Here is a 25,929-nt window from a genome sequence, read left to right on the forward strand (position 1 = left end):
CGGCCCGGCAAACGGAGTGCACGATGTTCTATGTTAAAAATGTACCAACTTGGGAGCGCATGCTGCGCGTGATTGGCGGCCTGGCGCTGGCGCTATGGGGCTTCCTGGCCCTGGGCGGGTTATGGGGCACGGTGGCGGCGCTGTCGGCGGCCGGGCTGGTGCTGTCCGGGCTCTTCGGCTTCTGCCCCGCCTGCGCCATGGTGGGCCGCACACTGGATAAGGCAAGAAAATAGATGGCACTCCACGCACAGCACCAGCCGGTGCTGCAGGCCGCCCACGGCGGCGACCCGGCCGCCCTGGCGCAGTTACTTGCAGTTTGCCAGCCGGACATCCGCCGCTATGCGCGGCGCCATTGCCTGATCAGCGATGTCGACGACGCGGTGCAGGAAGTGCTGCTGCTGATGTCGCGCCGCCTGTCGTCGCTGAAGGTGCTGGCGGCGTTTTCCGGCTGGCTGTTCAAAGTGGTGCAGCGCGAGTGCCGCCGCCTGGGGCGGCGCGCCTTCCACTACGATCCTTACGACGAAGAGCGTGCGGAGCAGTGGCTCGTCTCGCACGACGACGCCAGCCTGCGCCTGGAGCTGGCGCAGGCGCTGGAATCGCTGCCGCGCGACTACCTGCAGATCGTGCTGCTGCGCGACTTCGAGGAGCTGAGTATCGCGGAGATTGCGCAGGCGCTGGGACTGACGGCGGCGGCCACCAAGAGCCGCCTGCATCGGGCGCGCGCGCTGGCGCGCGAGTATCTGGTGGCTTAGAGGCCGTTTCAAAATGGCCATGGCGTTGTTGCAGCTCCTTGCCGTGCAGGCGCACTGCCTTCGTCGCTGCGCCTAGCCACCCCCATTTTGAAACAGCCGCTTAGCCGGCGGGTGCGTCGGCGCCGGCGCGGATCGACACGGCGCGCTCGGCCGGCCATTGCCAGCTACCTTCCAGGCGCCAGTCGCGCTGCTTGCCCTCGACCAGCACTTGCCAGCGCGAGCGCTCCAGCATCGGCAGCGCCACGCTGAATGTACCGTCCGCGCCGGGGCGCGCGAGCAGCAACATGTCGCGCGAAGGCTGGGTGGCATGCTGCAGGCGGATGCTCAGGGTTTCATCCCGCAGCGGCTTGCTGCTGCCGATATGGCCGCGCAGCATGCCCTCTGCGGCGTCGTAGCGGAAGTCCGCGGACAGGCCGAGCGCTGCGGCGGCGCGGTCGCGGCGCAAGTCCTGGTTGATGGCCTTGCCCTGCTTGTAGTAGTCGCCGACCACCAGCGCATCTTGCCCCTTGAAGGCGACCACGCAGGTGGCGGTGCCGGCCACCGCCACAAAGGCCGGCCCGAGCATCAGCAGCCATGGCCAGCGGTGCGCATACCATGGCGCGGTGTCGGGAACTGCGGTGCTAGCGTTCATGTCGAATCTCCTCAGCGCGGTACGATGAATACCGCTTTTTCCTTGACGGCCAACGACGCATCGTCGAGCGCAGTCAGTTCGATCGCAATCTTGTTGGAGCCGGTCTCGCCCTTGCCGTGGTTGACGCGCAGGCGGATCGGTACGGCGCGGGTTTCGGTCGGGCCGAGGTCCACCGTGTCTGGCACGGCAACCTGCAGCGTGTCGATGCCGCTGGCGCGGATGCGGTAGGTATGGCCCTTCTCGGTCGTGTTCATGATCTGCAGGCGGTACACGTTCTCGATCATGCCGTCTTCGACTTCGCGCCCCATCGAACCGCGATCGCGGATCACGTCCATCTTCAGCGGCGTGCGCAGGGCCAGCGTGGTGAAGACGGCGATGATGAATACCAGCAGGCCGCCGGTGTAGAGCATGACGCGCGGCCGCATCACGCGCTTGCGGATTTCCTTTGCGCTCAGGCCTTGGGCCATGGCGCGGTCGGTACTGTAGCGTATCAGGCCGCGCGGCTGCCCGATCTTGTCCATCACGATATCGCAGGCGTCGATGCAGGCGGCGCAGCCGATGCATTCGTATTGCAGGCCCTTGCGGATATCGATGCCGGTCGGGCACACCTGCACGCACAGCGAGCAGTCGATGCAGGAGCCGTCCGATTTCGGGCCGCGCGGTTCGCCGCGCTTTTCATCGTAGGTGATGATCAGCGTGTCGCGGTCGAACATCGCGCTCTGGAAGCGGGCATAGGGGCACATGTATTTGCACACCTGCTCGCGCAGCCAGCCGGCGTTGCCGTAGGTGGCCAGGCTGTAGAAGCCGACCCAGAACCATTCCCACGGGCCGAAGTCGAACTTCAGCGCCTGCAGGGCCAGGGTGCCGATCGGCGAAAAGTAGCCGACAAAGGTAAACCCGGTCCACAAGGCCAGCAGCAGCCAGGCCAGATGCTTGCCGCACTTGCGCCACGCCTTGTTGAACGACATCGGCTCTTTTGCAAGGCGCATCTGGGCGCTGCGCGAACCTTCGAATTTCCGCTCGATCCACAGGAACATCTCCGTGTAGACCGTTTGCGGGCAGGAGAAACCGCACCAGACGCGGCCCGCGACCGCCGTCACCAGGAACAGGCCCCAGGCGCAGGCGATCAGCATGGCCGCCAGGTAGATGAAGTCCTGCGGCCACAAGACCAGGCCGAAGATGTAGAACTTGCGCGTCAGCAGGTCGAACAGGATGGCCTGCCGGCCATTCCATTGCAGCCACGGCGCGCCGTAGAAAACCAGCTGCGTCAGGATCAGGCAGATCCAGCGCAGGTTCTGGTAGTGGCCTTTCACCTCGCGCGGGAAAATATCCTCGCGCTTGGCGTACATCTTGATGACTTGTGGTGCGGGGGCATTCATGACGCTTCTACTTCATCGCAGTGACTGGCGGGTTGGAAAGGCCCCAGACATAGGCAGCCAGCACGTGCACCTTGCCTTCGCCGAGGAAGTCCTCGAATGCCGGCATGGTGTTGTTGCGGCCCTTGCGGATGGTTTCCATGATGCTTTCGGCGCTGCCGCCGTACAGCCAGGTCTTGTCGCTCAGGTTGGGCGCGCCCAGCATCGGGTTGCCCTTGCCGCCCGCACCGTGGCATGCCATGCAGGCTGCGAACTTTGGCCTGCCCATGACCGATTTGATCGGGTCGCTGGTGCTGTCCGACAGGCTCAGGACATACTGCGCAACGTTCTCGATATCCTTCTCGGAGCCCACGGCGGCACCCATCGGCGGCATGACGCCGTGGCGGCCTTTCATGATGGTCAGCTTGATGGTGTCGGGATCGCCGCCGTGCAGCCAGTCCTTGTCGGCCAGGTTCGGGAAGCCCTTGTTGCCGCGCGCGTCGGAGCCGTGGCACTGGGCGCAGTAGGTCAGGAACAGGCGCTCGCCGATGGCGCGGGCCTGCGGATCGGCGGCCACCGACTTCAGGTCCTGGCCCTTGTACTTGTCGAACAGCGGACCGTATTCCTTCTCGGCCTTGGCCAGTTCTTCCTTGTGCTCCTTGGCGGACGTCCAGCCCAGCGAGCCCTTGTAGCTGCCCAGGCCCGGATACAGCCACAGGTAGCCGATGGCGAAGGCGATGGTCAGGTAGAACAGCCACATCCACCAGCGCGGCATCGGCGTATTGAGTTCGGTCAGGTCTTCGTCCCAGATATGGCCGGTGGTGCCGACCTTGCCGTCCACCGATTTCAGGGCCGCGCCCTTGACCGAGGACTGCGACCACAGCAGCACGCCGCAGCCGACGATGCCGATGACGGTCAGGACGACGATATACAGGTTCCAGAATTCGCTGGTGAAATCAGCCATGGTCCTTCTCCTCGTCCGCGAACGGCAGCGAGGCCGCTTCTTCCCAGTTGCCGCGCTGGGCCCACCATACGATGCCGAGGAAGGTGACGAAGGAAATGACCGTCATCACATTGCTCGCATTGCCAAAAAAGTTTTCCATTTCAGTTCCTCGTCTTGATCTGGATGCCCAGGCCTTGCAGGTAGGCCACCAGCGCATCCTCTTCCGTCTTGTCGGCCAGTTCGGCCGGTGCGGCGGCGATTTCCTCTTCCGAGTACGGGTCGCCCATGCGCTTCAGCGCGCGCATCTTCGGCACCACGTCGTCCGGCTTCAGCTTGGTCTTGGCCAGCCAGGGGTAGTTGGGCATATTCGATTCCGGCACCACGTCGCGCGGATTGTTCAGGTGGGTCTTGTGCCACTCGTCGCTATAGCGGCCGCCGACGCGCGCCAGGTCGGGACCGGTGCGCTTGGAGCCCCACTGGAACGGCCGGTCGTAGACAAACTCGCCCGCCACCGAGTAGTGGCCGTAGCGCTCGGTCTCGGCGCGGAACGGGCGTATCATCTGCGAGTGGCAGGTGTAGCAGCCCTCGCGCACATAGATGTCGCGGCCGGTCAGGCGCAGCGCCGAGTAAGGCTTCAGGCCCGCCACCGGCTCCGTGGTCGATTTCTGGAAGAACAGCGGGATGATCTCCACCGCGCCGCCCACCGACACCACCAGCGTGACCAGCGCGATCAGCAGCCAGGGGTTCTTCTCAATCCATTCATGGGAAAATTTCATCTTCTTCTCCGATTTGCTGCATTAGGCCGCGAGGCTCATTTCAGGGATGCGTGCACGCGCGGTATCGCGGCCTTTCAGGGTCATCCAGGCGTTGTAGGCCATGACGCACATGCCGGCCAGGTACAGCACGCCGCCGACGAAGCGCACCACGTAGTAGGGATAGCTTGCCTTCACGCCTTCCACGAAGGTATAGGTCAGGGTGCCGTCCGGGTTCACTGCGCGCCACATCAGGCCCTGCATCACGCCGGCAATCCACATGGCGGCGATGTACAGGACGATGCCGATGGTCGCGACCCAGAAGTGCAGGTCGATCAGCCTGGTGCTGTACATCCTGGTCCGGCCGGCCATGCGCGGGATCAGGTAGTAGATCGAGCCCATGGTGATGAAGCCCACCCAGCCCAGCGCGCCGCCGTGCACGTGGGCGATGCCCCAGTCGGTGTAGTGCGACAGCGCGTTGACGGTCTTGATCGACATCATCGGGCCTTCGAAGGTGGCCATGCCGTAGAAGGACAGGGACACAATCATCAGCTTCAGGATCGGGTCGGTGCGCAGCTTGTGCCATGCGCCGGAGAGGGTCATCATGCCGTTGATCATGCCGCCCCAGCTTGGCGCCAGCAGGATCAGCGAGAACACCATGCCCAGCGACTGCGCCCAGTCAGGCAGGGCGGTGTAGTGCAGGTGGTGCGGACCGGCCCACATATAGGTGAAGATCAGGGCCCAGAAGTGGACGATCGACAGCTTGTAGGAGTAGACGGGACGCTCGGCCTGTTTCGGGATGAAGTAGTACACCATGCCCAGGTAGCCGGCGGTCAGGATGAAGCCCACCGCATTGTGGCCGTACCACCACTGGATCATCGCGTCCTGCACGCCGGTGTACATGGAGTAGGACTTGAACAGCGAAGCCGGCATCGACATCGAGTTCACCACGTGCAGGATGGTCACCGCCAGGATGTAGCCGCCGAAGAACCAGTTGGCGACGTAGATGTGTTTGACCTTGCGCTTGATGATGGTGCCGAAGAACACGGTGGCGTAGGCAATCCACACCACGGCGATCAGGATCGAGATCGGCCATTCCAGTTCGGCGTATTCCTTGCCGCGGGTGAAACCCATCGGCAGGGTGACCACGGCGGCCAGGATCACGGCTTGCCAGCCCCAGAAGGTGAAGGCGGCCAGCTTGTCGGAAAATAAACGGACCTGGCAGGTGCGCTGGACCACGTAGTAGGAGGTGGCGAACAGGCCGCTGATGCCGAAGGCGAAAATCACGGCATTGGTGTGCAGGGGGCGCAGGCGGCCGTAGGTCAGCCAGGGAATGTCCAGGTTCAGGGCGGGCCAGGCAAGTTGGGCGGCAATGATGACGCCGACCAGCATGCCCACAACGCCCCAAAGTATGGTGGCGATCGCGAATTGCTTCACGACCTTGTAGTTGTAGTCCAATGATTGATCCACTTTGAATTCTCCAGGCAGACACTTTGATGAGATGTGTCAAAGGTTACCTAGGAGCACTTCAAAAAAACATGACGTGGATCAAATCCGGTCGTCGTCCTGCAAAACGCGGATGGCTGGGCCCACCAGATCGTCGAATTGGCCATCGTCCGAGGCCTTGAAGAACAGCCACAGCGCGCCGAAAACCAGGCCGACGCTGAGGGGAATGAGCAGGTAAAGCGATTCCATTGGATTAACCTTTGCGCAAACGCAGCGCGTTGAGGACGACGAAGGCGGAGCTGGCGGCCATGCCGACCCCGGACAGCCAGGGATTCAGCACGCCGAACGCCGCCGCCGGAATGCCGACAAGGTTGTACAGCGTGGCCCAGGCCAGGTTTTGCCGGATCACGCGCATGGTGCGGCGCGCGCTGCGGGCGGTTTCCGCCAGCAGTGGCAGGCGGGCGTCGAGCAGCACGCAGTCGGCGTGCACTTGTGCCAAGGTTGCACCGCTGCCCATGGCGAAGGACACATCGGCGGCGCTCAGCACGGCGGCGTCGTTGATGCCGTCGCCGACCATTGCCACTACGGCCCCGTGCCGCTGCAATTCCTGCACATAGGCGAGTTTTTCCCCGGGCAGGCAGTCGCCGATCGCGCCGGCGATGCCCAATTGGCCCGCAACGCGCTCGGCCAGCGCCTGCTGGTCGCCGCTTAGCAGCACGACCTCTTTGCCGCGCCGCAGGAAGAATTCAACCGTCCGCCGCGCATCGGCGCGCAGCGCATCGCTGACCAGGAAGCGTCCCAGCCAGCGTCCATGCATGCCCAGCCAAACCGTCGTCATCGGCGCGCCCTGGCCCGCCCGGTCCATCGCCGGTGCCGCGCTGCCCGCGATGCCGGCCACGTAGGCCGCCGTGCCGAGGCGATAGCGCACGCCGTTGACCACGCCTTCCATGCCCTGCCCGGCCAGCTCCTGCAGGCCGCTGGCGACGGCCGCGCCCGCGCCATGGGCGTCGGCGGACGCCGCGATGGCGCGCGCCAGCGGGTGCGCACTGCCCGCCTCCAGCGCCGCGGCAACGCGCAGGAGGCCGACGATGCGCGCGCCGTCGACGGCGTCGACATGCTGCACGGTCGGCCGCCCTTCGGTCAACGTGCCGGTCTTGTCGAACACGATGTGCGTCGCGCGGTGCAGCGTTTCCAGCACATGCGGCTGTACGATCAGCGCGCCCTTGCCCAGCAAGCGGTCGGTGGCGGCCGCCAGGGCCGACGGCGTTGCCAGCGACAAGGCGCATGGGCAGGAGACCACCAGCACCGCAATCGCCACCGGCCAGGCGCGGGCGGCGTCGTGCCAATACCAGAAGCCAAAGCTGGCCGCCGCGAACAGCAGCAGCGCGGCCACGAACCAGGAGGCGGCGCGGTCGGCCCACTGGGCGATCCGCGGCTTGGCGCTGCCGGCGCGCTCGATCAGCTTGAGCAGGCCGGCCAGGGTGCTGTCGCGCGCCGGTTTTTCGACCCGCAGCACGACCGGGCCGCCCGCGTTGACGGCGCCGCCCGGAATGGCGTCGCCCGCCATCTTGCGCTGCGGCGCGCTCTCGCCGGTCAAGAGCGACAGGTCGACGGCGGTGCTGCCGTCCACCACCACGCAATCGGCCGCCACCGCCTCGCCGCCCTTGACAAGGATATAGTCGCCGGCCGCCAGCGCGCTGGCTGGAACAGCCGTGGCCTCGCGCGCAGCGGGCCAGTGCGGCAGGCGCTGCGCCATGTCCGGCACGCCATGGCGCAGGCGCGATAGCGCGGAAGCTGCCTTGCGGCGCGCCACCATTTCCAGGTAGCGGCTGGCCAGCAGCAGGAAGATGAACATGGTGACGGAGTCGTAATACACCTCGCCGGCCCCGCGCAAGGTCGACACGGCGCTGGCGGTGAATGCCGCCAGGATGCCCAGCGCCACCGGCACGTCCATGCCCAGCGCGCGCGCTTTCAGGCTGGCCCAGGCGCCCTTCAGGAAGGGCTGGGCCGAGTAGGCGATGGCGGGCAGGGTCAGGAGCAGGCTGGCCCAGCGCATCAGGCTGGCCATATCCGCGTCCAGCGTACCGTCGCCGCCGGTCATGTACTCGGGCGCCACGTACATCATCACCTGCATCATCGACAGGCCGGCCACGAACAGCTGGCGGCCCAGCGTGCGGCTGGCTTTCTGCAACTGCGCGTCATGGCGCGTGGCGTCGTAGGGCCAGGCGTTGTAGCCGATGCTGCGCACCGCCTCCAGCAGCGCCGCTGCGGTGGTCTTGTCCTTATGCCAGCGGAGGAACAGCTTCTCGGTGGCGACATTCATGCTGGCCTCCTGCACGCCGTCGACCTGGCGCAGGCGGCGCTCGATCAGCCACACGCAGGCCGCGCAGCGGATACCTTCCACCAGCAGCGTGGTTGCGCGGGCATCGCCGTCGTCAATGATATTGGGATCGTCTTCGGGCAGCGCCAGCGCGGCCGGCACGCCGGCGCCGGCGGTTGCGGCGAACCCGCTGCGCTCGCGGTAGTAGCCAGCCTGGCCGATATCGACAATGGTTTGCGCCACGGCCGCACAGCCGGGGCAGCACATGGCGCGCGCAACACCGTCGATGTTCACCTGCCAGTCGGCGCTTGCCGCCACCGGCTGGCCGCAATGGAAGCACGGCGCGATTTCATTCATCTTCATGGCTGCAGCGTCAGGCAAAGCACATCAAGCCAGCCATGCTGGCCGCCGCTGGCGGCGCGCGCCAGTCCCAGCACGCCGAAGCCCAGCACCAGCAGGCCGCAGGCCACGCGCACCGCGCGCTGCTGCAGGTACTGGCGCAGCCTGGCGCCCGCCATGCCCATCGCCAGCAGCATCGGCAGCGTGCCGAGGCCGAACGCGGCCATCACCAGTGCGCCGTCGAGCGCCGAGCCGGACAGCATGGCGGTCAGCAGCACGCTGTAGACCATGCCGCAAGGCACCCAGCCCCACAGGCCGCCCAGGGCCAGCGCCTTCCAGGGCGTATCCATCGGCACCAGCGGTTTGACCAGCGGCTGCACGCGGCGCCACAGCATGCCGCCGGCCTGCTCCACGCGCGCTAGCCCGCGCCAGGCATCCATCAGGTACAGGCCCATGGCCGCCAGCATCAGGTTGGCCATCCAGTAGCCGATCGCCTGCGCCGACGCGACCCGTGCCAGGCTGGCGACGCTGCCCGCCAGGCCGCCCGCGATGGCGCCGGCCACCATATAGCTCATCATGCGGCCGGCGTTATACGCCAGCACATGAGCCGCGGTTGCGGCGCCCGTCCCCGCGCGCGCGATCGGAATCACGCGTGCGCGTGCCGGCGCGCCGACGCTGAACGCGCTGACGATGCCGCCGCACATGCCGGCGCAATGGACGCTGCCGGCCAGGCCGGCAATCAGGACGGGCAGCAGGTTCATGGCCTCCTCAGATCGTGCGCGAAAAGCGCAGCGGTTGTACCTGGCCCGGGGCGGTTCCCGCGGCGCGGTCGGCGGCCAGGTGGCGGTCGAACACCATGCAGATATTGCGGATCAGCAGGCGGCCTTTCGGCGTCACGGAAATCCAGTCGTCCTCGATCGCCAGCAAGCCATCCCTTTCGAACTCGCGCAGCTTGTCCAGTTCCTTGGCGAAGTACTGCGTGAAGCGGATCGGATAGCCCAGTTCCAGCGCCGAAATCGACAGCTCGAAATTGCACATCAGGTTCTGGATCACCATGCGGCGCAGCAGGTCGTCGTTGTCCATCGCATAGCCGCGCGCGATCGGCAGGCGGCCTTGATCCAGGCGCGCATAGTATTCGTCCAGCGTCTTTTCGTTCTGGCTGTAGGTGCCGTTCACCGAGCTGATGGCCGACACGCCCAGCGCCACCAGGTCGGTCTCGGCGTGGGTCGAATAGCCCTGGAAGTTGCGGTGCAGGCGGCCCTGGCGCTGCGCCACGGCCAGGTCGTCGTCCGGCTTGGCGAAATGGTCCATGCCGATGTAGACATAGCCGGCCTTGGTCAGGCGTTCGATGCACAGGGCCAGCATGTCCAGTTTCACGGCCGGCGCCGGCAGCTCGTCGTCGGCGATGCGGCGCTGCGGCTTGAACAGGTGCGGCATGTGGGCGTAGTTGTACAGGGCGATGCGGTCGGGATCCGCTTCGATCACCTTGTCCATCGTCGCCTGCATGGTGGTCATGCTCTGCTTCGGCAGGCCGTAGATCAGGTCCACGCTGATGGAGCGGAAGCCGGCGTCGCGCGCGGCCTGGATCACGGCCAGGGTTTCCTGCGCCGGCTGGATGCGGTTGACCGCCTTCTGCACCTCGGGATCGAAGTCCTGCACGCCCATGCTGACGCGGTTGAAGCCCTGCTTGCGCAAGGTGTGAATGCGGCAAACGTCGACTGTGCGCGGATCGATCTCGATCGCGTATTCGCCTTCCTCGTCCGGCGCGAATGCGAAGTGCTGGCGCATATGCGCCAGCAGCTCGCCCATCTGCTCGTCGTCCAGGTAGGTCGGGGTGCCGCCGCCGAAGTGCAGCTGCTCGACGCGGTTCATGCCGGCGAACAGCTTGCCCTGCATATCGATTTCCTGTTTCAGGTAGCCCAGGTAGGTGGCGGCCTTGCTGCGGTCCTTGGTGACCACTTTGTTGCAGGCGCAGTAATAGCACACCACATTGCAGAACGGGATGTGCACGTACAGCGACAGCGGTGCGCGCGCGCCGCGCATGCGCAGCTTGGCTTGCGCCTCCAGGAAGCTGGCGTAGCTGAAATCGGGCTTGAAGCGGTCGGCCGTCGGATACGAGGTGTAGCGCGGGCCGGACGTGCTCATGCGGCTGATCAGCTCTGCGTCAAACTGTACGGTGGGTTCTGCGATGATGTTCATGATCTTTCTCGTTCGGGATTAGGCGGCCAGGCGCTTCGGTGCCAGGCGCGTTTGCCGCGCGCCGCGCGCCGAATTGACAGCCGCCGGGCGCGCATGGCGGGTGCGTTCGAATTTGAACAGGCTGAAGGCGTCGCGCAGGTGGCCGGCTTCGTCGGCCAGGCTGATCGCGGCGGCGGCCGCTTCTTCCACCAGGCCGGCGTTCTGCTGCGTCACCTGGTCCATATGGTTGACGGCCTGGTTCACCTGGTCCACCCCGGCGCTCTGTTCACGCGAGGCGGTGGAGATGTCGTGCATGATGCTGGTGACCTGCTTGACCGAGTCCACCACCTGGTCCATGGTGGCGCCGGCGCGCTGGGCGCGCTCCATCCCGGTGCCGACCTTGGCGACGGAGATTTCGATCAGCTGCTTGATGTCCTTGGCGGCGGCGGAAGAGCGTTGCGCCAGGTTGCGCACCTCGCCCGCCACCACGGCGAAGCCGCGCCCCTGTTCACCGGCGCGGGCCGCTTCCACCGCGGCGTTCAGCGCCAGGATGTTGGTCTGGAAGGCGATGCCTTCGATCAGGCCGATGATGTCGACCACCCGCCGGGAGGACGCGTTGATCTCGTCCATCGTGGCGATCACTTCGGAAACGATCTCGCCGCCCTGCACCGCCACGCCGGAGGCGCTCACGGCTAGCTGGTTCGCTTCCATCGAGTTCTCGGCATTGGCCTTGACGGTCGAGGAGAATTCCTCGAGGCTGGAGGCGGTCTTTTCCAGGCTGGCGGCCTGCGCTTCGGTGCGTCCGGCCAGGTCGGCATTGCCGGCGGCGATCTGATTGGTGGCCACCGCCATGGCGTCGATGCTGAAGCGCACGTCGCGGATGGTGGCGATCAGGTTGCTGTTCATCTGCTGCAAGGCGCGCAGGAGCTGGCCCACTTCATCGGTGCTGTCGGTATCGAAGGCGCCGGTCAGGTCGCCGGCGGCGATCAGGCGCGCGCCGTCCAGTGCGCGGCCGAGCGGCTGCAGCATGCCGGTGCGCAGGGTGTGCCACAGGAAGACGTTGATCAGGAAGCCGAAGGCGGTGGCGCCGAAGATGCCCCAGCGCGTCGCATCGCTGCTGCCGTCGGCGAACAGGGCGGCGAGGCAGACGGCGATCTGCAGCACATTGACCGCGCTGGTGGCCAGCCAGATACGCATGGCCAGCGAGGTGTGGCCCAGGCGCGCGACCAGCGTGAACAGGCCGAGCTTCACCACCTGGCCATTCTTGATGCGGATATTGCGCGCGCCGGCGGCGACCTGGCGGTAGGCCTCGGCCGCGGCGGCGACCTGGCTGCGTTCGGCCTTGGTGCGCACCGACATATAGCCGGTGGTGCGGCCGTTTTCCTTGATCGGGGTGATATTCGCCTTGACCCAGTAGAAATCGCCGTTCTTGCAGCGGTTTTTCACCAGGCCGGTCCAGGGGATGCCGGCACGGATGGTGTGCCACAGGTCGGCAAACGCTGCGGGCGGCATGTCCGGGTGGCGGACGATGCTTTGCGGCTGGCCAATCAGTTCCGCAGCGGAAAAGCCGCTGATGTGCTCGAAGTAGGGATTGACGTAGACGATATTGCCTTCCAGGTCCGTCTTGGAGACGATCGCCTGGTCTTCGTCCAGTTCTACTTCCTGATTGCTTACCGGTAAATTTTTACGCATCACGCGCCCCCTGTTGAATTTCTTGCTATGACGCAAGATCACAGGGATAAGTCTAGGGACTTGGGCGCGCTTTTTTAATGATGTAGATCAATTCTGGCCGCGTTGGCCCCTCAGGCTGGTTCGGACGGGATTGCCGAAGAGTCACGAACATTCTTTTGCACCGCCACGGCGGCGAACAGGCTCAGCGCGAAGGCGATGGCGTAAAAGCCCTTTTCGCTGAACGCCAGGGTGGCATTCCACAGGCCAGCGCCCAGCAGCAGCATGGCCGAGGCGGTCGAAATCCAGCACAGGCCGAAGTACAGGTTGGAGACGCGGATGCCTTCCACCTTGTCGCGCACCGATTTTTGCAGCGATACGGCGGCAAACAGGCCGTACAGCAGGAGCGTCAGGTAGTAGCCCTTCTCATTCAGCGCCATTTGCGCATTCCACAGACCGGCAAGGAAGGCGCCGGCGCCGAGCAGCAAAGCGGTCCAGGACGCGCCGACAAAGGCGCTGGAAGGACGATGGTGGGTGGACATATGGTCTCCTTGATAAGAAAAGGCGGCCGGGTGGCCGCCATGGGTCAATCAGAACAGATTGCCGGGGGTTAGCGTTTGAGCGTGCTCAACAGCTTGCTGCCGACCGTCACCAGCGCCAGCACGATGGCACCGGCGATCACGCCGCCGATGGTATCCAGGGCCGACGGCGTCACGGCAGCCAGCAGGGGACCGACGCCGCCCACCGAACCGGCGGCTTCGGCAGCGTGATGGATCACATCATGCGCGCCGGGAATGCCGTGGGTCAGGATGCCGCCGCCGACCATGAACATGGCCACGGTACCGGCCACCGACAGGAATTTCATCAGCTTGGGCGCGGCATTGAGCAGGAAGCGGCCGAACGCCTGCACAGCGGCGCCGGCACGCCTGCTCAGGTAAAGACCGGCGTCGTCCATCTTTACGATGGCGCCCACCAGACCGTACACGCCCAGCGTCATCACGATGGCAATGCCGACCAGCACGGTGACCTGCTGCAGGAAGGAGGCCTTGGCCACCGTGCCCAGGGCGATCACGATAATCTCGGCCGACAGGATGAAGTCGGTACGCACAGCGCCCTTGATCTTTTCCTTTTCCATGGCAACCAGGTCAACATCCTGGTTCGCCGCCACCAGTTCCTTGTGGTGCTGCTCGTCTTCCGCATCAGAGTGCAACAGCTTGTGCGCGATCTTTTCGAAACCTTCAAAACACAGGTAGGCGCCGCCCAGCATCAGCAGGGGCGTAATGGCCCATGGCGCGAAATAGCTGATCGCTAGTGCGGCAGGCACCAGGATCGCCTTGTTGATCAAGGAACCCTTCGCTACTGCCCAAACCACAGGCAATTCACGCTCGGCTTGCACGCCCGCCACCTGCTGCGCGTTCAGCGCCAGGTCGTCGCCCAGCACACCCGCGGTTTTCTTGGCCGCCACTTTGCTCATGGCAGCCACGTCATCCAGGATGGTGGCAATATCGTCAATCAGTGCGAGCAGGCTGGAACCGGCCATTCGTATAACTCCAAAGAAATAATTACAAGGTCGACAATCTAACACGCCGCCGCTGCCGGCGGGCGTCTTCAACGCTACAATGGGCCCTTTCAACGTCGGTAATCGGTCATGATTTTCACCACCTGGATTACGTTTGTCATCGCTGCCTGCATCATTGCCGTGTCGCCCGGCTCGGGCGCCGTGTTGTCGATGTCGCATGGCCTGTCCTACGGTGTGAAGCGCACCACGGCCACCATCCTGGGCCTGCAACTGGGCCTGCTGCTGGTGCTGGCGATCGCCGGCGCCGGCGTCGGTTCGCTCTTGATCGCCTCCGAAGTCGCCTTCAGCGTGGTGAAGACTATTGGCGCCCTGTACCTGATCTGGCTGGGCCTGAGCCAATGGCGCGCCAAGGTCGCCGCCGGCGAAGGCGTGCACGCGGCGCGCCAGGCGCTGCCGACCTTCCGCAAGCGCGTGATGATCGGCTTCCTGACCAATTCCACCAATCCCAAGGGCATCATCTTCATGGTCGCGGTGCTGCCGCAGTTCATCAACCAGCATGCGCCGCTGCTGCCGCAACTGGCGATCCTGGCGGCCACCATGTGCGTGATCGACCTGGTCGTGATGCACAGCTATGCCTTCCTGGCCTCGTCCATGCAGCGCTTCTTCCGCGATTCCTCTGCCATCAAGGTGCAAAACCGGTTATTTGGCGGTCTTTTGATGTTAATTGGCGGAGCCCTCTTCTTCGTCAAGCGTGGCGGGGCACAAGCATGACCACCCAGTTCCGGCATTACAAAGGCGGCATTTACGAGCTGGTGTGCGAAGCGACGCTGGAATCGGACCTCAGCACGATGATCGTGTACAAGGCCGCCAACGGGTCCATCTGGTGCCGTCCGCGCGAAGTGTTCTTCGAGCTCATCGAAGTCGACGGCAAGCCGGTGCAGCGCTTCACCCCCATTTGAAATTATTTGTAACTTGCGTCCTCGCTTCCGTTTCCCAAGCGTTATATAAAAATAAAAACGCAGGGGAGCATTCCCGTGGAGAGCGAAATGAAGCGCAAGTTCCTGCAATTCCTGATGCTGGCGGCGCTGGTCGCCGTGACCTCGGTCGCCATGGCCGATCCGCCCGCGCGGGTGGGCCGCGTCACCGTCACCGAAGGCCGGGTGAGCATGCTGGTCAACGGCGAGGAGGAAACCGGCAACTTGCTGAACTGGCCGGTCACCAGCGAAAACCATCTCACCACCGCTCCCGGAGCCCGCGCGGAATTCCGCGTCGGCTCCGCTGCCATTCGCCTGGATAGCGATTCCGATATCGAAGTCCAGCAACTCGATGACGAGCGCCTCAGCCTGCGCCTGAATTACGGCACCGCCAGCGTGCGTGTGCGCGATCCCGCCATGGCCAGGGAATTTGAATTCCTTACACCGCAGGCCCGCATTACCCTGGCCGAGCCGGCCACTTTCCGCATCGATACCGAACGCGCGCCCGACACCACGACGGTGAATGTCTATGCGGGCAATGCCCGCGTCGAGGGCGCCGGCAATATCCTGGCCGCCCGTTCCGGCAAGCGGGTGGAAGTGCGCGGCGACGAAATCGTCACGGCGCAGGCCGTGCGCGACAGTTTCGACGACTGGGCCGCCGGCCGCGACCGCCGCGACGAAAGCCTGACCGCTTCGCGCTATGTCCCGGCCGATATGACCGGCTATGAAGACCTGGACAACTACGGCAACTGGGTCGAAGACCGCGAATATGGCACCGTCTGGTTCCCGCGTGCCGTGCCGTCGGGCTGGGCGCCATACCGCGACGGCCGCTGGGTCTGGATCTCTTCCTGGGGCTGGACCTGGGTCGACAACTCGCCCTGGGGCTATGCGCCTTTCCACTATGGCCGCTGGGTCACGGTGGGCGGCCGCTGGTGCTGGACGCCGGGCCGCATCGTTGGCCGCCCGGTCTGGTCGCCGGCACTGGTGGGCTGGGTCGGCGGCGATAGCTGGAGCGTGAATTTCCATTCGGGCGGCCCGGCGCCGGCCCTCGGCTGGTACCCGCTGAGCCCGCGCGACCGCTATGTACCGGCGTACCGGGTGTCGGCCGATGTCGAACGGCGCCTGGTGTGGAACCATCGCAGCAACGAGCGCTGGCGCGAACGCTACCAGGAGCGCGACCACGACGGGCGCCGCGACGGCGTCACCGCCCTGCCGCGCATCCAGTTCGACCAGGCCCGCAGCGTGACGGTCAGCAGCGATGTCCGCGTCGCGCCGCAGGACGTGCGCAATGTGCCGCCACTGGCGGCGCCGCCCCAGCTGAGTGCCGCGCCGGCGCGGCCGCAGCGCCAGGATTGGCAACGCAATCGCGACGAGCGCGAACGCTTTGATCGCGGTACCGTACACCAGGAACAGCCGCGCCAGCCGCTGCTGCAGAGTCAGCCCCAGGCGCAGCCCCAATTCCAGGCGCCGGCGCCGCAGATTCAGCAGCGTCCCCATGTGATGCGTACCGACGATGACGAGCGCGGCAGCTGGCGCGAGCAGCGCCTGCGCGAACAGGAGCGCCGTTCCTTCACGACCACCACGGCGCCGCAACCGCAGTTGCAGGCGGCACCGCCGCAGCAAGCGCCGCGCGTCGAGCAGCGCCATTTCGAACCGCGCGAAAACAGGGATGTACGCCGGGAAGCGCCGCCGCAGCTGCAGATGGCGCCGGCCCGTCCGGTACAGGTACAGATGGCGCCGCAACAGCCAGTGCAGCTGCAGGCCGCCCCGCCGCAGCAGGCCCAGCCGCCGCAACAACATCAGTCGCAACAGCAGCAAGACCGCCGCGAACAGCAGCGCGAGCGCCGCGAAGACCGCCGCGGCGACATGAACCGCAATGACCGCTCATAAAGGAAAGTCACAAAGCCGTAGCAAACCCTGGATAAGCTCCTGTTCCTGGTTTTGTTCCGCTTTGTCCCGACTATCTCCTCAACCGGAAACGTAGTCTTGTGCCAGCCTGTCGTCAGCCGGGCTGGCATTTTTTTTACTTGCTGTTCCTGGCGCGCTGCCGGATACGCTCGCGCCACTCGCCCAGCGCCGATAGCGCGCCGTGGAACTCGCGCTCGATCAGGTCGGCCTCCGCCTCCGTCACCTTGCCGTCCATCAGGGCCTCCGACACCGCCTCCGCCACTGCGCCCACCTGGGCCATCACCTTGCACACGGTCTGCGACAGGTCGTCGTTACTTACTTCGTCAGGGACCGGCACCATGAAGGCTGCCATCCCATGCCGCGTCAACAGCGCGTGCAGGGGCAGCATGGCCTCGCTGACGCCCGCCTTCTGGCACAGGTCGACGATGGTCGACACTTCCTCGAACGAGGGGTAGTGGGAGGCGATGGTGGGCGCCAGCTTGTTGCGCAATACATTGGCCGAGATGCCCATCTGCTGGGCCAGCGTCTCGATACCGCCGGGGAAAGTGCGCGCCACTTTGTAGAGCGCGTCATGTTGGTTCATGTCCAGGTATTTCTTCGTCATGGTGAAGCGAGCCTTTTTTTACCGATGCAGCCACATTGTTTGAACGATATCCTGATTTTCATCAAAGTTTAACTACCTGACAACGGTGAAACACATGTTCAAGCGCTCTCGCTTCGCGGCCATCATGGCAATCGTGGTGGCAATTGTAGTCGCCAACACGGCCGATGCGCGACCAGGCAGCTCTGTCCGCAGTGGTTTTTCGAGCAAGAGCACGGCGACGCGCAGCGCGGCCGCCCCGCGCCAGCCCGGATTCGGCAGTTTTGGCCAGCGCCAGTCGCAGCCTCCCGCTGCGGGGCGCATGCCACAACGCGATTCGGCCATGTCACGCGATCTCGACCGCAAGGCTGCCCAGGAGCAGGCCATGCGCACCTACGACGCCCGCCGCAGTGCCGACACGATGTCGGCCAGCCGGTCGGGCGCCGCCGGAACCGGGGCCGCCGGCACGATGCCGCCGCAGCCCCCTGCGGTGCCCGGCGGCGGCAACGGCAGTTATGGCGGCCCCGGCGGCTATGCCCAGCACGGTACCCCGGCCACGGTGGTCGTCCGGGAGCGCAACAACGGCTGGCTGTGGGGCCTGGGCGGTTTCATGCTGGGCCACGCCGCCAGCGGCCATGCGGCCCCGCCGCCGGCCGCCCAGCCGGCACCGGCGCCGTCGGTGCAGCAGGCCGATGTTTCGGGTAACTCGGGGGCCATGGCGGATGCGGCGGGTGCGAATGACATCGTCACGGCCGGCGAAGCCAACCCCGCTCCCGTGCGTGCCCCGGTAGCGAAGCCGGCCGCACAAGAATCGAGCACCCTGGCCAAGCTGGTGGTCGCCCTGCTGCTGGGCGCCATGGTCTGGCTGGCCTGGAAAGCCTTCCGCACGATGGCCCGGGCCCAGGAAGTGAAAAAGAACACTAACTATTCATTTGAAAGGAATTAAGGGATGGGCTGGAAAGACGCGTTTAACTACCTTCGCCATGGCCGCGAAAGCGAGGCGCCAGCGGTGGAAGACCGTGGCCTGCCGCTGGCCGCAAGGATAGGCAGCGTGGTGGGCCTGCAAATGTCGCCCCTGCTGCGCGCCAATGCCAACGGTTCGCTGCTTGCGCTGCCGGCAGCAGAAGACCGCCGGATCCTGGCCATTTCCCAGTTCCAGCTGTCGATGGCAGGCCGCCTGTACCGCTACTACCTGGCCAAAGGCGATGAAGACGACCGGGAGAAGTTCCTCCAGCTGTATGTGGATGAGCACGGCGCCGTGAAGGAAGTCCTGTACTGCACGCAGCTGCTGCGCTTCATCCCCACCACGGCGGAAGACCAGGACGCCTTCACCGGTGCCGATGGCGCCGGCCTGGGCGAGCTGCAATTCAGCCTGTGGCGCAGCCAGCTGGAGGAAAGCGGAGCGGACGGCGCGCTATTGGCAAGCGCCTTCGGCGAGCAGGAAGCGCTGGACTTCGAGCGCGATGTCGGCGACCCGACTGCCGGTTTCGTCCCGCCCTTCTCGGGCACCGAAACCCGCATCGACGACGCCGCCGGCATGCAGGGCCTGAAGCAGCAGCTGTACTTCATGCCCTATGCCCGCCAGCTGGGCGACGGCAGCAAGGAATATCTGCTGGTCACGACGGAGATTCTCCAGAGCGTGAATGGCGATGCAAGCAAACGCGGGATTCACGTCGACTTCGTAGTGGGAATCCCGGTGGAGCAGGAACGGCTGGTTATCCAGTAAATGACCGCCGCAAAATCGAACTTAACTGAAAGGATGCAAAACATGAGCAACTCGAATGGCTGGGCCCTGACTGCACGACTGATTTCCAAGCACTTTGGCGCCCTGGGCGACCGCGTCTCGGAAGCCATCGCCAGTTTTGACCCGGAAACGGCGACCGAGGCCGACCGCGACCGCCTGGCCGACACCTTGCGCAGCGCCGCGCAAAAGCTGGCCCAGGCCCGCTCCGCCTTCAACAAGGAGCGCGACGACGTGGTGCGCCTGCGCAAGCTGATCGAAACCGATGAAAAGGCCAGCGGCACGCTGGCCGAACGCCTGGCCGCCGGCCAGATCTCGGAAGCGACGATCAACCTGTTCTGCGACGAACTGGAAGCGAACAAGAACCGCCTGCCGCAGGAAATCCAGGAAGAAGCCGACGCCCAGGCTTATATGGAAGAACTGCAGAAAATCGTCGACGCCCTGTCGCAGCAACTGGCCGACTTCGACGCCGCCGCCAAGAAAGCGATGCAGGCCCTGGCCCAGGCCAAGGCCCAGCGCGACCTGCAGCAAGTGCGCGCCGACCGCCAGAGCCAGCTGGCCAACCTGTCCGGCATGCGCGGCAACACCAGCGCGTTGAATGCGCTGACCAAGCGTGCCCAGCAGATCAGCAATGAGGCGGAAGGCATGAAGATCGTGTCGGACATCGGCCAGCGTCCATACGACCAGGCCGCCGAAATCGAAGCGATCCGCAAATCGGTCGCCAGCCCTGCCGGCGGCAGCGAGTCGGCCCTGGAACGCCTGCAGCGCCTGTCGAACAAGGCGGCCGCCACCGCCTGACCTTGAAAAGCGGCCCCGGCGGAGCCATATAAGTAACGATGTAAAATGGAACCCGGCGCACTCGCACCGCGCCGGGTCTTTTTTTTTGTTGTTACAAGATTGGAAAAATCATGATGAATCCCATCCCGCCTGAAGAGTCTCTCATCGAGTATCCGAGCGACTTCCCGATCAAGGTGATGGGCGCTACCCACGACGCCTTCGCCCCCACGATCATTGAAGTGGTGGTCGCGCACGACCCGACTTTCCATGAAGGCAAAATGGAATCGCGTCCCTCGGCAAAGGGTAATTACACCAGCCTGACCTGCACCGTACGCGCGACCAGCCGCGAGCAGCTGGATAATATTTACCGCGCGCTGTCCGGCCACCCGATGGTCAAGATGGTGTTGTAAGCAGCTGGCTGCGGGCGATTTCCGCCTTCAGCCACTCGCGGAACGCCCGCACCTGCGGTTTCTGCAGGGCGCCGGGCGGACTCACCAGGTAGTAGTCATCCGGGCAGGGGGTGGCGATATCGAATAGCCGCACCAGCTGGCCCGACGCAATTTCCTGCATCGCCACCACATGGCGCACCAGCGCCACCCCGTCGCCGTCGACGGCCGAGCGTATCAGCATCGATAAATCCTCGAACATCACGCCGCCGGAAGGCTCCGGCAGTGCGAGTCCGGCCGCGCGGAACCAGGGTAGCCAGGGCTCGTTGGAGCGCAGCAAAGTCGCATTCGCCAGATCCTGTGGAGAGCCAGGCAGTTGTCCACCGCGATAGTGTGGACTTACTACCGGGTAGTAGATCTCGCCGATCAGGCGTTCGACATCGAGCCCAGGGTACTTGCCGCGCCCGAAGCGGATGCCGACATCGATCCCCTCCCGCACCAGGTCCTGCAAAGCGCCGCTGGCCTGCAGGATCACTTCGATACTCGGATGCCGCTCGATGAATTGCCCGAGCCGGGGCGCCAGCCAGCGCGCCGCAAACGAGGGGATGGCCGTCACGCTCAGGCGCTGCACGCCGTGCGCCGGTCTCAGCTCGGCCGCGCCGTCGGCCAGCTCCGCCAGGCAGCGTGCCACCGTGGCGGCATACCGGCGCGCTTCCGGCGTTGCCGTCACCTGCCGGCCATTGCGCAGGAATAGCTGCACTCCCAGTTCTTCCTCCAGCCCGCGCACCTGGTGGCTGATGGCCCCGTGCGTCAGGCACAGTTCCGCCGCCGCCCGCGAGAAGTTCTCGTGGCGTACCGCCGCCTCGAAGGCGCGCAGGGCAGACAAGTTCGGCAAACGCATATTCATGTGAGAAAAATTAACCAGGCAATAGAAAATATATCGTTTTGGCAAGCATGAAGCAAGGCATACCATGTGAATAAACCTAACCCAAGCCGGAGCCTTCGCGATGCACCTCAAACTGTATGTGGACAGCCAGTTCACCAGCCCCTATGCCCTTTCCGCCTTCACCGCCCTGCGCGAAAAAGGCCTCGATTTCGCGATGGAGACCGTGGACCTGGAAGCGGGCAAGAACCTGGAGCTGTCCTATACCGGCAAGGCGCTGACCGGCCGCGTGCCCTGCCTGGTGCACAACGACTTCATGCTGACCGAATCGAGCGCCATCACCGAATACCTGGACGAGATGTTTCCCGCGCCCGAACACCGCGCCCTGTACCCGGTGCTGCCGCAGAAGCGGGCCATCGCCCGCCAGATCCAGGCCTGGATCCGCAGCGACCTGCTGGCGCTGCGGGAAGAGCGCAGCACCTACACGGTGTTCTACCGCCGCGCCGAACAGCCGCTGTCCCCCGCCGCCCAGGCGGCGGCGGATAAGCTGGTGCGCCTGGCCGAACGCGTGATCGAAGGCCCCAACCTGTTCGGCCGCTGGTGTATCGCCGACACCGACCTGGCCGTCATGCTGAGCCGCCTGGTGATGAACGGCGATCCGGTGCCGCAAAAGCTCAAGGATTACGTCGCCCACCAGTGGCAGCGCGAGTCTTTGCAAGATTGGCTAAAGAACATTAACCTGATGCCTGCCTAAGGAAATCGGCATAAAACTGCTCAGTCATTAAGCAGTGCAAGGCTTGGGCCGGTATAATGGCGGGGCTTTTTCCGACCTGAAGCCCTATGCCTATCCAGCCGGCGGTGATCCGCCATCTCGGCCAAGCCGAATACGAGCCGACTTTCGCAGCCATGCGCGCCTTCACCGACGCGCGCCAGGAAGACACGCCTGACGAACTGTGGATCGTCGAGCACCCGCCCGTCTATACCCTGGGCCTGGGCGCGGACCGCGGCCATATCTTAACGGGCGCCACCGCCAAGGCGGGATCCATTCCCACGGTGCAGACCGACCGCGGCGGCGAGGTGACCTTCCACGGTCCGGGCCAGGTCGTGATCTATCTGATGATGGACCTGCGCCGCAACAAGAAAGGCGGCAAGCTGTACGCCCGCCAGTTCGTCAACAAGATCGAAGAAGCCATTATCAATGTGCTGGCCGCGTATAATCTGGCCGGCGAGCGCATTGAAGGTGCGCCCGGCATCTATATCGCCAACGGCCCGAAAAAAGGCGCCAAGATCGCCGCCCTCGGCTTGAAGGTGCGCGGCAATGGCTGCACCTACCACGGCGTATCGCTGAACGTGGGCATGGACCTGGCCCCCTTCACCTGGATCAATCCCTGCGGTTACGCAGGCCTGGAAACCATCGACATGCGTTCGATGGGCGTGGATGTCCCGCTGGCCGATGTCCAGCAGGCCCTGGCCGACGAGCTGGTACGCCAGCTGCAGGTGGCCGAACCTGAATTAACTTGAAAGCAAGCAGCTATGACTTACAACCCAAGCGACAAGCAAAAAGGCGCCGACAAGACCTCCCGCATCCCGATCAAGATCATCCCGATCGAACAGGCCGAACGCCTGAAGAAGCCGGAATGGATCCGCGTCAAGGCGGCTTCGGCATCTTCCCGCTTCTACGAGATCAAGGACATCCTGCGCGAGAACAAGCTGGTGACCGTGTGCGAAGAAGCGAGCTGCCCGAATATCGGCGAATGCTTCGGCAAGGGGACTGCTACCTTCATGATCATGGGTGACAAGTGCACCCGCCGCTGTCCATTCTGCGACGTGGGCCACGGCCGTCCGGACCCGCTGGACGTGGACGAACCGCAAAACCTGGCCAACACCATTGCCAAGCTGCGCCTGTCTTACGTGGTGATCACCTCGGTCGACCGCGACGACCTGCGCGACGGCGGCGCCGGTCACTTTGTCGAGTGCATCACCAAGACCAAGGAACTGTCGCCCAAGACCCAGGTTGAAGTGCTGGTGCCGGACTTCCGCGGCCGCCTGGAAAAAGCGCTGGACATCTTCGCCGACGGCCTGCCGGACGTGATGAACCACAATCTGGAAACCGTGCCGCGCCTGTACAAGGAAGCGCGCCCGGGCGCCGACTACCAGCACTCGCTGACGCTGCTGAAAGACTTCAAGGCACGCTACCCGCACGTCAAGACCAAGTCCGGGCTGATGGTCGGCCTGGGCGAGACCGACGAGGAAATCCTGGAAGTGATGCGCGACATGCGTGCGCACGACATCGACATGCTGACCATCGGCCAGTACCTGGCGCCGTCCAACAGCCACCTGCCGGTGCGCCGCTACGTGCACCCGGACGTGTTCAAAATGTTCGAAGACGAAGCATACAAAATGGGCTTCGCCCACGCCGCAGTCGGCGCCATGGTACGTTCCTCGTACCACGCCGACGTGCAGGCGCATAACGTCCTCGAGCAGGCGTAATCCTTTCCTTCCGCATCCCGGGCCGCATGCGCCGGCCCGGGCGTCGCGCGCATCGCCCGCCATTCTGAAGTAGTATTGTCGCCAACTGAAAACGGAGGCGCAGATGGCTGAAGACAAATGGCATCACGAATTCGAAGAACTGAGGAAGATCGTTCTCTCCACGCATTTGACCGAGGAGCAGAAGTGGGGCTGTTCATGCTTCACCTATAACGACCAGAACGTCGTCCTGATCCATGGCTTCAAGGAGTACTGCGCGCTGCTGTTCTTCAAGGGCGCCCTGATGCAGGACCCGGAAGACATTCTGGTGCAGCAGACCGAGAATGTGCAGGCTGGCCGCCAGCTGCGTTTCAGCGATCTCAAAGATATCAAGAAGCAAGCAAAGACAATCAAGGTTTACGTCCAGGAAGCGATTGAAGTCGAAAAATCGGGCGCAAAGGTCGAGTACCGCAAGACCGAAGATTTCCCGATGGCCGAAGAGTTCCTGCAGAAGCTCGATGAGCATCCTGCCCTGGCGGAAGCCTTCTACGCCCTCACCCCGGGCCGCCAGCGCGGCTACCTGCTGCACTTCGCCGCCGCCAAGCAGGCCAAGACGCGCGAATCGCGCGTTGAGAAATGCATGCCGCAGATCCTGGCCGGCAAGGGCCTGAACGACTAAAGTTTGCGCCGCGCAAAGCGGCAGGCCGGCGACATGGAATGCTCCATGCGCCCTGCCAGCAGGCCTTCCAGGAAAGCCAGTTCCGCAGCGTGGGCCGGCAAATAGTCCTGCAAAGTCCGCAGCAAGCCGCGGGCGACATGGCTGTCATGCAAGGCGCCCAGTAAATCCTGCGCATCCGACAGCACCGGCAAGCGGCCGGCGGCGCCAAAGAATTCCCGCAGATAGCGTTCCTGCTTCACGGCGATACGCAGGCGGTGCAAAGTGCCGGGCCGCGACAAGTTCAACAGGCGGACTCTTTTGGCCACCTTTGCGCGGCCGCGCTGCACGAGCGCCTGGGCGACCTTTCGCGCGTCCTTGTCCCAAGGCTGGATGCGGCCTGGATCGCGCCACAGGCGTTCGCCGCTCCATATCGCCAATTCGCCCATCAAAGCGCGGTAACGCGCTCCCTCCAGCAGGTGGTGGATATGGACGTGCTGCTGTTCTGCCAGTTCACGTGCAGCCTTTGCCAGCGGTGCGGATGCGCCGCCCAGGCCGGGCAAGGAGCTGGCGATAAACACATCCCAGTTGCGCGCATGCCCCAGTGCCACGCCGAGCCAGCGCAGGCCGCCGGCGGTTTCCTGCGGCATGGCATCCCACCGGCGGACACCGGACAGCAGCGCACGCAGGCGCCGCCCGGCCAGTATAGGCCCGCTGCGAAATGATAAGATTTCGATATGACAGTCCGTATTGAACCATCCTGGAAAGCGCAGCTGGAAGACGAGTTCAGCCAGCCATACTGGCATGCACTGACCGGCTTCGTGCGCGCGGAATACGCCGAGCGCCCATGCTTTCCCGCCGGCCGCAATATTTTCCGCGCTTTCGACCTGACGCCATTCGACGATGTGAAAGTCGTCATCCTGGGCCAGGATCCCTATCACACGCCTGGTGCGGCGATGGGTTTCTGTTTCTCGGTCCCGGACGGCAATCGTCCGCAACCGAGCCTGCAGAATATCTTCCAGGAGCTGGAATCCGATCTTGGCGTATCCCGCCAGCACACCGACCTCTCGGATTGGGCCGGGCAAGGCGTCTTCCTGTTGAACAGTGTGCTGACGGTGCGCGCGCGTGAAGCAGGCTCGCATGCGGGCAAGGGCTGGGAGAATTTTACGGACGGCGCGATCAAGCGCCTGTCGGCGCAGCGCCAGGGCCTGGTGTTCATCCTGTGGGGCAGCTACGCCATCGCCAAGCGCGCCTTGATCGACCCGCGCAAGCACCTGGTCATCACATCGCCCCATCCGTCGCCGTTTTCAGCCCACAAGGGCTTCTTCGGCAGCCGTCCCTTCTCGCGCGCCAATGCCTACCTGGCGCAGCAGGGTAAGCCGCCCATCCAATGGGCTTAATGCGTAGTGCGGTTGCCGTAGCAAAGTGAATAGAGCTGGGTGCGCAGGTCGCTGAATTCTTCGTCAAGCTGCAAGTCGCTGATGGAACCGGCGCCGCCGAAATAATGCAGGATTTCGCCCTTTGCGGCCGAGCAGTCGAATGCGCTCAAGGTGCGGGCACGGTGCAGCAGGCGGGCCCAGTCGTCCTGGTGGCCTTGCGCCAGCTTGACTTCCATGCGCTGCACGATGGCAGACAGTTGCTCTCTTTCGTTCATAG

Annotated in this window: 31 protein-coding genes; 14 read left to right on the forward strand and 17 right to left on the reverse strand. The window is 64.5% G+C overall.

The features are described 5' to 3' along the window. Positions 1-23 precede the first annotated feature (23 nt). Positions 24-233, forward strand: a complete 210-nt coding sequence (locus H597_RS0118490; RefSeq protein ID WP_028103436.1) for a YgaP family membrane protein — start codon at positions 24-26, stop codon at positions 231-233. Further along, positions 234-752, forward strand: coding sequence for an RNA polymerase sigma factor (locus tag H597_RS0118495; RefSeq protein ID WP_028103437.1), 519 nt, complete (start codon positions 234-236; stop codon positions 750-752). It abuts the gene before it with no gap. Positions 753-852: 100 nt separating this feature from the next. Here H597_RS0118495 and H597_RS0118500 read toward each other — a convergent pair whose 3' ends face one another. The 13 genes from H597_RS0118500 to H597_RS0118560 form a co-directional block, all read right to left on the reverse strand. Next, complete coding sequence (locus tag H597_RS0118500) at positions 853-1,383, reverse strand: FixH family protein (RefSeq protein WP_028103438.1); 531 nt, start codon at positions 1,381-1,383, stop codon at positions 853-855. Between the two features lie 11 nt (positions 1,384-1,394). Beyond that, a complete protein-coding gene (gene ccoG, locus H597_RS0118505) occupies positions 1,395-2,762 on the reverse strand; it encodes a cytochrome c oxidase accessory protein CcoG (RefSeq protein WP_028103439.1) in 1,368 nt (455 codons plus the stop codon). Positions 2,763-2,769: 7 nt separating this feature from the next. Continuing rightward, entirely contained in the window at positions 2,770-3,702 is a 933-nt protein-coding gene (gene ccoP / locus H597_RS0118510; RefSeq protein WP_028103440.1) for a cytochrome-c oxidase, cbb3-type subunit III, read from the reverse strand. Then, the gene (locus H597_RS34240) at positions 3,695-3,841 is read right to left on the reverse strand and encodes a cbb3-type cytochrome oxidase subunit 3 (RefSeq protein WP_083941179.1); all 147 of its coding nucleotides are present in this window, start codon (positions 3,839-3,841) and stop codon (positions 3,695-3,697) included. The genes ccoP and H597_RS34240 overlap by 8 nt, the downstream gene beginning before the upstream one ends. A gap of 1 nt (position 3,842) precedes the next feature. Beyond that, positions 3,843-4,457 carry a cytochrome-c oxidase, cbb3-type subunit II gene (gene ccoO / locus H597_RS0118520; protein ID WP_028103441.1) on the reverse strand — a complete coding sequence of 205 codons (615 nt, stop codon included), beginning with the start codon at positions 4,455-4,457 and terminating at the stop codon, positions 3,843-3,845. Positions 4,458-4,478: 21 nt separating this feature from the next. After that, on the reverse strand, positions 4,479-5,903 hold the full coding sequence (ccoN, locus tag H597_RS0118525) for a cytochrome-c oxidase, cbb3-type subunit I (protein WP_028103442.1): 1,425 nt from the start codon (positions 5,901-5,903) through the stop codon (positions 4,479-4,481). A gap of 78 nt (positions 5,904-5,981) precedes the next feature. Then, positions 5,982-6,128 carry a cbb3-type cytochrome oxidase assembly protein CcoS gene (gene ccoS, locus H597_RS0118530; protein WP_028103443.1) on the reverse strand — a complete coding sequence of 49 codons (147 nt, stop codon included), beginning with the start codon at positions 6,126-6,128 and terminating at the stop codon, positions 5,982-5,984. A 4-nt stretch (positions 6,129-6,132) separates the two neighbouring features. Next, positions 6,133-8,562, reverse strand: a complete 2,430-nt coding sequence (locus H597_RS0118535; protein ID WP_028103444.1) for a heavy metal translocating P-type ATPase — start codon at positions 8,560-8,562, stop codon at positions 6,133-6,135. Then, the gene (locus H597_RS0118540) at positions 8,559-9,299 is read right to left on the reverse strand and encodes a sulfite exporter TauE/SafE family protein (protein ID WP_035374620.1); all 741 of its coding nucleotides are present in this window, start codon (positions 9,297-9,299) and stop codon (positions 8,559-8,561) included. Before H597_RS0118540 ends, H597_RS0118535 begins: the two co-directional genes overlap by 4 nt. A 7-nt stretch (positions 9,300-9,306) precedes the next feature. Continuing rightward, entirely contained in the window at positions 9,307-10,737 is a 1,431-nt protein-coding gene (gene hemN / locus H597_RS0118545; protein ID WP_035374622.1) for an oxygen-independent coproporphyrinogen III oxidase, read from the reverse strand. A gap of 18 nt (positions 10,738-10,755) precedes the next feature. After that, entirely contained in the window at positions 10,756-12,408 is a 1,653-nt protein-coding gene (locus H597_RS0118550) for a methyl-accepting chemotaxis protein (protein WP_028103447.1), read from the reverse strand. Positions 12,409-12,518: 110 nt separating this feature from the next. Then, positions 12,519-12,926 (reverse strand): inner membrane protein YiaA, encoded by a 408-nt coding sequence (gene yiaA, locus H597_RS0118555; RefSeq protein ID WP_028103448.1) that lies wholly within the window; start codon positions 12,924-12,926, stop codon positions 12,519-12,521. Between the two features lie 68 nt (positions 12,927-12,994). Continuing rightward, positions 12,995-13,924, reverse strand: coding sequence for a DUF808 domain-containing protein (locus tag H597_RS0118560; protein ID WP_028103449.1), 930 nt, complete (start codon positions 13,922-13,924; stop codon positions 12,995-12,997). Positions 13,925-14,032: 108 nt separating this feature from the next. On the opposite strand from H597_RS0118560, the gene H597_RS0118565 reads away from it, so the two are divergent. The 3 genes from H597_RS0118565 to H597_RS0118575 all read left to right on the forward strand — a co-directional run bounded on the left by H597_RS0118565 (position 14,033) and on the right by H597_RS0118575 (position 16,767). Next, positions 14,033-14,674 (forward strand): LysE family transporter, encoded by a 642-nt coding sequence (locus tag H597_RS0118565; protein ID WP_028103450.1) that lies wholly within the window; start codon positions 14,033-14,035, stop codon positions 14,672-14,674. Beyond that, on the forward strand, positions 14,671-14,862 hold the full coding sequence (locus H597_RS0118570) for a DUF1653 domain-containing protein (RefSeq protein ID WP_028103451.1): 192 nt from the start codon (positions 14,671-14,673) through the stop codon (positions 14,860-14,862). Before H597_RS0118565 ends, H597_RS0118570 begins: the two co-directional genes overlap by 4 nt. An 87-nt stretch (positions 14,863-14,949) precedes the next feature. Then, positions 14,950-16,767, forward strand: coding sequence for a DUF6600 domain-containing protein (locus H597_RS0118575; protein WP_028103452.1), 1,818 nt, complete (start codon positions 14,950-14,952; stop codon positions 16,765-16,767). Between the two features lie 133 nt (positions 16,768-16,900). Here H597_RS0118575 and H597_RS0118580 read toward each other — a convergent pair whose 3' ends face one another. Continuing rightward, positions 16,901-17,389, reverse strand: coding sequence for a phage regulatory CII family protein (locus tag H597_RS0118580; protein ID WP_051293906.1), 489 nt, complete (start codon positions 17,387-17,389; stop codon positions 16,901-16,903). Between the two features lie 94 nt (positions 17,390-17,483). On the opposite strand from H597_RS0118580, the gene H597_RS0118585 reads away from it, so the two are divergent. From H597_RS0118585 to H597_RS0118600, 4 genes are all read left to right on the forward strand, one after another. After that, on the forward strand, positions 17,484-18,311 hold the full coding sequence (locus H597_RS0118585) for a hypothetical protein (protein WP_028103454.1): 828 nt from the start codon (positions 17,484-17,486) through the stop codon (positions 18,309-18,311). A gap of 3 nt (positions 18,312-18,314) precedes the next feature. After that, positions 18,315-19,091 (forward strand): DUF2491 family protein, encoded by a 777-nt coding sequence (locus H597_RS0118590; RefSeq protein WP_028103455.1) that lies wholly within the window; start codon positions 18,315-18,317, stop codon positions 19,089-19,091. 42 nt (positions 19,092-19,133) lie between these two features. After that, entirely contained in the window at positions 19,134-19,904 is a 771-nt protein-coding gene (locus tag H597_RS0118595) for a hypothetical protein (protein ID WP_028103456.1), read from the forward strand. 113 nt (positions 19,905-20,017) lie between these two features. Then, the gene (locus H597_RS0118600; protein ID WP_028103457.1) at positions 20,018-20,293 is read left to right on the forward strand and encodes an HP0495 family protein; all 276 of its coding nucleotides are present in this window, start codon (positions 20,018-20,020) and stop codon (positions 20,291-20,293) included. On the opposite strand, the gene gcvA is transcribed toward H597_RS0118600, so the two are convergent. After that, complete coding sequence (gene gcvA, locus H597_RS0118605; protein WP_028103458.1) at positions 20,277-21,170, reverse strand: transcriptional regulator GcvA; 894 nt, start codon at positions 21,168-21,170, stop codon at positions 20,277-20,279. The two genes, H597_RS0118600 and gcvA, sit on opposite strands and share 17 nt — an antisense overlap. 106 nt (positions 21,171-21,276) lie before the next feature. On the opposite strand from gcvA, the gene yfcF reads away from it, so the two are divergent. The 4 genes from yfcF (at position 21,277) to H597_RS0118625 (ending at position 24,297) form a co-directional block, all read left to right on the forward strand. Beyond that, complete coding sequence (gene yfcF, locus H597_RS0118610; protein ID WP_028103459.1) at positions 21,277-21,906, forward strand: glutathione transferase; 630 nt, start codon at positions 21,277-21,279, stop codon at positions 21,904-21,906. 86 nt (positions 21,907-21,992) lie between these two features. After that, complete coding sequence (lipB, locus tag H597_RS0118615) at positions 21,993-22,673, forward strand: lipoyl(octanoyl) transferase LipB (protein ID WP_028103460.1); 681 nt, start codon at positions 21,993-21,995, stop codon at positions 22,671-22,673. A gap of 12 nt (positions 22,674-22,685) precedes the next feature. Further along, entirely contained in the window at positions 22,686-23,642 is a 957-nt protein-coding gene (lipA, locus tag H597_RS0118620; RefSeq protein ID WP_028103461.1) for a lipoyl synthase, read from the forward strand. Between the two features lie 103 nt (positions 23,643-23,745). Next, entirely contained in the window at positions 23,746-24,297 is a 552-nt protein-coding gene (locus tag H597_RS0118625; protein WP_028103462.1) for a YdeI/OmpD-associated family protein, read from the forward strand. Here H597_RS0118625 and H597_RS0118630 read toward each other — a convergent pair. Further along, the gene (locus H597_RS0118630; protein ID WP_083941194.1) at positions 24,294-25,079 is read right to left on the reverse strand and encodes a CHAD domain-containing protein; all 786 of its coding nucleotides are present in this window, start codon (positions 25,077-25,079) and stop codon (positions 24,294-24,296) included. The two genes, H597_RS0118625 and H597_RS0118630, sit on opposite strands and share 4 nt — an antisense overlap. Here H597_RS0118630 and H597_RS0118635 point away from each other — a divergent pair. Next, positions 25,011-25,673 (forward strand): uracil-DNA glycosylase, encoded by a 663-nt coding sequence (locus H597_RS0118635; RefSeq protein WP_028103464.1) that lies wholly within the window; start codon positions 25,011-25,013, stop codon positions 25,671-25,673. The two genes, H597_RS0118630 and H597_RS0118635, sit on opposite strands and share 69 nt — an antisense overlap. Here H597_RS0118635 and H597_RS0118640 read toward each other — a convergent pair. Continuing rightward, entirely contained in the window at positions 25,670-25,927 is a 258-nt protein-coding gene (locus tag H597_RS0118640) for a DUF6966 domain-containing protein (RefSeq protein WP_028103465.1), read from the reverse strand. The genes H597_RS0118635 and H597_RS0118640 overlap by 4 nt on opposite strands. Positions 25,928-25,929: the final 2 nt, after the last annotated feature.

This window comes from Pseudoduganella violaceinigra DSM 15887 (assembly GCF_000425385.1).
Classification (GTDB): domain Bacteria; phylum Pseudomonadota; class Gammaproteobacteria; order Burkholderiales; family Burkholderiaceae_D; genus Rugamonas; species Rugamonas violaceinigra.

Bases quoted from the DNA above. Each gene is read 5' to 3' on its own strand.
- H597_RS0118575 (WP_028103452.1), top strand. From the start codon at position 14,950: ATGAAGCGCAAGTTCCTGCAATTCCTGATGCTGGCGGCGCTGGTCGCC.
- H597_RS0118630 (WP_083941194.1), bottom strand. From the start codon at position 25,079: ATGCCAGTATGGCTGGCTGAACTCGTCTTCCAGCTGCGCTTTCCAGGA.
- H597_RS0118540 (WP_035374620.1), bottom strand. From the start codon at position 9,299: ATGAACCTGCTGCCCGTCCTGATTGCCGGCCTGGCCGGCAGCGTCCAT.
- H597_RS0118600 (WP_028103457.1), top strand. From the start codon at position 20,018: ATGAATCCCATCCCGCCTGAAGAGTCTCTCATCGAGTATCCGAGCGAC.
- lipB (WP_028103460.1), top strand. From the start codon at position 21,993: ATGCCTATCCAGCCGGCGGTGATCCGCCATCTCGGCCAAGCCGAATAC.
- H597_RS0118580 (WP_051293906.1), bottom strand. From the start codon at position 17,389: ATGACGAAGAAATACCTGGACATGAACCAACATGACGCGCTCTACAAA.
- lipA (WP_028103461.1), top strand. From the start codon at position 22,686: ATGACTTACAACCCAAGCGACAAGCAAAAAGGCGCCGACAAGACCTCC.
- H597_RS0118535 (WP_028103444.1), bottom strand. From the start codon at position 8,562: ATGAAGATGAATGAAATCGCGCCGTGCTTCCATTGCGGCCAGCCGGTG.
- H597_RS0118640 (WP_028103465.1), bottom strand. From the start codon at position 25,927: ATGAACGAAAGAGAGCAACTGTCTGCCATCGTGCAGCGCATGGAAGTC.
- H597_RS0118500 (WP_028103438.1), bottom strand. From the start codon at position 1,383: ATGAACGCTAGCACCGCAGTTCCCGACACCGCGCCATGGTATGCGCAC.
- yiaA (WP_028103448.1), bottom strand. From the start codon at position 12,926: ATGTCCACCCACCATCGTCCTTCCAGCGCCTTTGTCGGCGCGTCCTGG.
- H597_RS0118635 (WP_028103464.1), top strand. From the start codon at position 25,011: ATGACAGTCCGTATTGAACCATCCTGGAAAGCGCAGCTGGAAGACGAG.
- H597_RS0118625 (WP_028103462.1), top strand. From the start codon at position 23,746: ATGGCTGAAGACAAATGGCATCACGAATTCGAAGAACTGAGGAAGATC.
- H597_RS0118590 (WP_028103455.1), top strand. From the start codon at position 18,315: ATGGGCTGGAAAGACGCGTTTAACTACCTTCGCCATGGCCGCGAAAGC.
- ccoP (WP_028103440.1), bottom strand. From the start codon at position 3,702: ATGGCTGATTTCACCAGCGAATTCTGGAACCTGTATATCGTCGTCCTG.
- H597_RS0118490 (WP_028103436.1), top strand. From the start codon at position 24: ATGTTCTATGTTAAAAATGTACCAACTTGGGAGCGCATGCTGCGCGTG.
- hemN (WP_035374622.1), bottom strand. From the start codon at position 10,737: ATGAACATCATCGCAGAACCCACCGTACAGTTTGACGCAGAGCTGATC.
- H597_RS0118560 (WP_028103449.1), bottom strand. From the start codon at position 13,924: ATGGCCGGTTCCAGCCTGCTCGCACTGATTGACGATATTGCCACCATC.
- ccoO (WP_028103441.1), bottom strand. From the start codon at position 4,457: ATGAAATTTTCCCATGAATGGATTGAGAAGAACCCCTGGCTGCTGATC.
- H597_RS0118495 (WP_028103437.1), top strand. From the start codon at position 234: ATGGCACTCCACGCACAGCACCAGCCGGTGCTGCAGGCCGCCCACGGC.
- H597_RS34240 (WP_083941179.1), bottom strand. From the start codon at position 3,841: ATGGAAAACTTTTTTGGCAATGCGAGCAATGTGATGACGGTCATTTCC.
- H597_RS0118565 (WP_028103450.1), top strand. From the start codon at position 14,033: ATGATTTTCACCACCTGGATTACGTTTGTCATCGCTGCCTGCATCATT.
- ccoG (WP_028103439.1), bottom strand. From the start codon at position 2,762: ATGAATGCCCCCGCACCACAAGTCATCAAGATGTACGCCAAGCGCGAG.
- H597_RS0118585 (WP_028103454.1), top strand. From the start codon at position 17,484: ATGTTCAAGCGCTCTCGCTTCGCGGCCATCATGGCAATCGTGGTGGCA.
- H597_RS0118550 (WP_028103447.1), bottom strand. From the start codon at position 12,408: ATGCGTAAAAATTTACCGGTAAGCAATCAGGAAGTAGAACTGGACGAA.
- H597_RS0118595 (WP_028103456.1), top strand. From the start codon at position 19,134: ATGAGCAACTCGAATGGCTGGGCCCTGACTGCACGACTGATTTCCAAG.
- gcvA (WP_028103458.1), bottom strand. From the start codon at position 21,170: ATGCGTTTGCCGAACTTGTCTGCCCTGCGCGCCTTCGAGGCGGCGGTA.
- H597_RS0118570 (WP_028103451.1), top strand. From the start codon at position 14,671: ATGACCACCCAGTTCCGGCATTACAAAGGCGGCATTTACGAGCTGGTG.
- ccoS (WP_028103443.1), bottom strand. From the start codon at position 6,128: ATGGAATCGCTTTACCTGCTCATTCCCCTCAGCGTCGGCCTGGTTTTC.
- yfcF (WP_028103459.1), top strand. From the start codon at position 21,277: ATGCACCTCAAACTGTATGTGGACAGCCAGTTCACCAGCCCCTATGCC.